The sequence below is a fragment of the Meiothermus hypogaeus genome, assembly GCF_003574035.1.
GTDB lineage: Bacteria > Deinococcota > Deinococci > Deinococcales > Thermaceae > Meiothermus > Meiothermus hypogaeus.
The window spans coordinates 1-2,500 of record NZ_QWKY01000078.1 but is presented as its reverse complement, the minus strand read 5'-3'; the positions used below and the strand labels follow the sequence as shown (position 1 = coordinate 2,500).

At 63.6% G+C, this 2,500-nt stretch carries 5 protein-coding genes (1 of these 5 cut by a window edge); 3 read left to right on the top strand and 2 right to left on the bottom strand.

What is annotated here, in order from left to right:
• A protein-coding gene (locus Mhypo_RS14755) for a DEAD/DEAH box helicase (RefSeq protein WP_119342045.1) crosses the window boundary here: on the top strand, positions 1–32 show its 3' portion. 2,533 nt of this gene lie to the left of the window's left edge; only the last 32 of its 2,565 coding nucleotides appear in the window; its start codon lies beyond the left edge, outside the window; it ends in the stop codon at positions 30–32.
• A 52-nt stretch (positions 33–84) separates the two neighbouring features.
• Here the strand turns inward: Mhypo_RS14755 and Mhypo_RS14750 are convergent, their stop codons facing one another.
• Positions 85–858, bottom strand: a complete 774-nt coding sequence (locus Mhypo_RS14750) for a tRNA (adenine-N1)-methyltransferase (protein ID WP_119342044.1) — start codon at positions 856–858, stop codon at positions 85–87.
• Positions 859–1,204: 346 nt separating this feature from the next.
• On the opposite strand from Mhypo_RS14750, the gene Mhypo_RS14745 reads away from it, so the two are divergent.
• Together Mhypo_RS14745 and Mhypo_RS14740 are read left to right on the top strand one after the other, a co-directional pair.
• Entirely contained in the window at positions 1,205–1,690 is a 486-nt protein-coding gene (locus Mhypo_RS14745; protein ID WP_119342043.1) for a GspH/FimT family pseudopilin, read from the top strand.
• A 29-nt stretch (positions 1,691–1,719) separates the two neighbouring features.
• Positions 1,720–2,166 (top strand): type II secretion system protein, encoded by a 447-nt coding sequence (locus Mhypo_RS14740; protein WP_119342042.1) that lies wholly within the window; start codon positions 1,720–1,722, stop codon positions 2,164–2,166.
• A gap of 3 nt (positions 2,167–2,169) precedes the next feature.
• Here Mhypo_RS14740 and Mhypo_RS14735 read toward each other — a convergent pair.
• A partial coding sequence (locus tag Mhypo_RS14735; protein ID WP_206074934.1) for a transposase occupies positions 2,170–2,500 on the bottom strand: 331 nt, incomplete at its 5' end.

Here is a 2,500-nt window from a genome sequence, read left to right as displayed (position 1 = left end):
AGGAAGCACTGCCACAGCAGGCTACGGGCTAACAACCGGTTGCAGTGGACGGTCCGCTGCGCGGCCCGCCGCTGAACCGGAGCGTTAGACCCCTCCAACCCGCCTTAGCTGTACCAAAAACGCCGTATGCCCCACCTGCTGAAACTTGGGGTGGGCGATGGGGGGGCGCACGTCCCATTCGCGGTGCAGCACTTCCAGGGTGCGCTCGTGCAGGTAGGGCAGTGGGTGGGCCCGAAGGTACTCCAGCAGCGCCACCACCTGGGTGAGGTTGGGCAGGTAGCAGGCCAGGAAGCGGTCGGGCTTGAGGGCCGGGGTCACAGCCGCCAGCACCGTCCAGGGTTCCATCAGATCCAGCGCCACGCCGTCGAAGGCGTTGGGGGGTAGTTCGGCCTGGGAGAGGTCGGCCTCGAGCCAGGTCACGTTGCCCCAGTCTTCGAAGTCGCTCAGGTTGCGGCGGGCTCGAGCCTGGTGTTTGGGGCGGGTTTCGTAGCTCCACACCTGGCCGGTGGGGCCCACAGCCCTTGCCAGGTAGAGGGTGAGGCCGCCAGAGCCCGAACCTGCTTCCAGCACCTGCATACCGGGGGTCAGGTCGAGCAAAAAGCAGATGGTGGCGGCGTCCTTGGGGTAGGTGGGGGTGGCCTCGCGGGGCATGTGCAGCACGTAGTCTTCCAGGGTGGGGCGGTGGATGGTGAACGGCTCACCCTGGGGGGTGGCGATCCGGGCGCCGGGGCCCGCTTGCACGATGGCCTGGTGGCTTAGAGAGCCCCGGTGGTAGTTGAAGCTACCCCCTTCTTGCAAGCGAAACAGGTAGGAGCGGCCCCGCCGGTCTTGCAGCAGAGCCCAGTCGCCGTAGGTCATGGAGCCTAGCCTAGCGGGGGGGTGGGTGGTTTTGTCAAACCCGGTGGCGCTTGCAGGGCATGAACCCGGCACCCCTCCCCCAATCCCCCAAATGGGGGGCCGGTTTGTTAATTTCGCGAGAGCAAACTTCCAGGAGTGCTGTGTTATTTCAGGTGGAATCGTCATTAACCTGGTCGTTACTTGACGTTACCCTGAAAGTGAATTTTCAGGTCAGAGGTCACCAGGAGCGCCCCTGACTGCTTCTAGAGTGCGCTAAGGGAGTTAGGCGGGGGTAGGTAGACATGACATCTTTTGGGGATTCCAGCCATAGCCAATCCATACCTGCTGTGTCCGGACAGGGGGTTTTGTGAAGCGAGCCAGCGGCCTGAGCGTAATCGAACTGATTGTGGTAACTGCCGTTCTGGGCATCCTGGTTGCTCTGGGGGGCGGGTGGTTTAACTCCGATCGGACGCGGGTCAACCAGGCGGCCCAGATCCTTAGTGCCGATGTGACCCGGGCCCGCCTCGAGGCCCTGCGGCGCAATGTGCCGGTGGGGATTCGCTTTAGCTTTGGTAGTGGAGCCAACCGCTACGAAATTGTGGCCGACAACGACCAAAACGGCCTGGATAACAACGACCCGGTGATTAGCCGCACCCAGTTTGGGGCAGGCGAGTGGGGCCGGATTGTGGGCAGCCTGCAGCAGTGCACTGCCGCCGATGCGGCGGCCTCTACCAGCGCCGAGGTGGTCTTCGATGCCCGGGGGGTCTATCAGCTGGCCACCAGCCGCAGCGTGCAGCTTGCCATCGGCTCGTACAGCCGTTTCGTCAACATCAACCAGCAGGGCCGCGCCTAGATCAGAGCAGCCTGTCCATAGGAGCCATCATGCAGAACCGAGGAATTACGTTGGTCGAGTTGCTGATTGCCCTGGCTGTGATGGCTGTGGCTTTTGGGGTGCTGGTGTTCTCCCAGGTCACCAACTACCGCGCTACCGCCCGGGCAGGGGTGGTGAGCCAGGTCAAAGATACCGCCACGCAAATTCTGGAAAACCAGGTGGGGGTGGTGCTGGCCAACTTCACCCGCTACTACAACGGCTGCCCCAATGGCAACGAAAGCGGGAGCAACTTTGTTTGCTCGGGGACGGGGTTCATCATCAATAGCGGTATTGATGAGGGCCTCGAGGGCGAGGGGCAAATCCTGATTCAGTCCTCGGCGGCCAGCCAGGGCATCACCATCAACCTGGCCACCAAGGTGTCCTGCTACGACAGCTTTGCTTCGCGCACGGCCGCCATTGGGGTGGGGAGCCTCGAGCCCTGCCCCCGTCCCAACTAGGAGCTAAGTGCCCACGCATAGACTTTGCAACACCTCTTCTTCCAACCGCCTCCGCAGCTTGTCCATCGCCTCGGTCACCGCCCCCCTCAGCTCTCCCACGCTCGCGTAGTGCCGCCGGGGCATCAGAAACCCCTTCGCTCGCCGCCACACCCCCTCCACCGGGTTCAGATGGGGACTGTACCGGGGCAGGTAAGCCACCGCAAGGCCACGATCCCTCCACCCCTCCGCCGCCTCCTGAAACCCACGGGATCGGTGAAAGGGTGCGTTGTCCAAAAACGCCACCCCACGCACCCCCTCCCGCGCCACCTTCCGGCTCAGCCCCTCCAGGTAGGCC